Source organism: Pseudomonas sp. H11T01 (assembly GCF_048515765.1).
Lineage (GTDB): Bacteria > Pseudomonadota > Gammaproteobacteria > Pseudomonadales > Pseudomonadaceae > Aquipseudomonas.
In genome coordinates, this window is sequence record NZ_JBLYED010000070.1 from 1 (window position 1) to 621 (window position 621).

Genomic DNA, 621 nt, shown 5'->3' on the forward strand with positions numbered 1-621 from the left:
ATGACTGGGGTGAAGTCGTAACAAGGTAGCCGTAGGGGAACCTGCGGCTGGATCACCTCCTTAATCGACGACATCAGCTGCTCCATAAGTTCCCACACGAATTGCTTGATTCATTGAAGAAGACGATTTAGAAGCAGCCTGTAGAAGGTTGTCGCTAAGCTGGTTAGAGGGCACCCCATGCTGTGTGGTAAAGAGCAGGGTGAGGTCGACCTTGGTAGCTCGAAATTGGGTCTGTAGCTCAGTTGGTTAGAGCGCACCCCTGATAAGGGTGAGGTCGGCAGTTCGAATCTGCCCAGACCCACCAATTTTGTGTGGGAAACGCCTGTAGAAATACGGGGCCATAGCTCAGCTGGGAGAGCGCCTGCCTTGCACGCAGGAGGTCAACGGTTCGATCCCGTTTGGCTCCACCACTTACTGCTTCTGTTGTTGTAAAGCTTAGAAATGAGCATTCCATCGAAGGATGGTGAATGTTGATTTCTGATCTTTGGATTAGATCGTTCTTTAAAAATTTGGGTATGTGATAGAAAGATAGACTGGACCACACTTTCACTGGTGTGGGCTCAGGCTAAGGTAAAATTTGTGAGTTACATTGCGAATTTTCGGCGAATGTCGTCTTCACAG

The 621-nt window shown here is 49.0% G+C and carries 2 tRNA genes and 1 rRNA gene; all 3 read left to right on the forward strand.

Annotation, left to right across the window (positions count from 1 at the left end):
* Positions 1–63 (forward strand): 16S ribosomal RNA (locus tag ACN1C3_RS33210); the annotation flags it as partial.
* A 164-nt stretch (positions 64–227) separates the two neighbouring features.
* Positions 228–304, forward strand: a tRNA-Ile gene (locus tag ACN1C3_RS33215).
* Between the two features lie 30 nt (positions 305–334).
* Positions 335–410: transfer RNA gene (locus ACN1C3_RS33220), tRNA-Ala, on the forward strand.
* Positions 411–621: the final 211 nt, after the last annotated feature.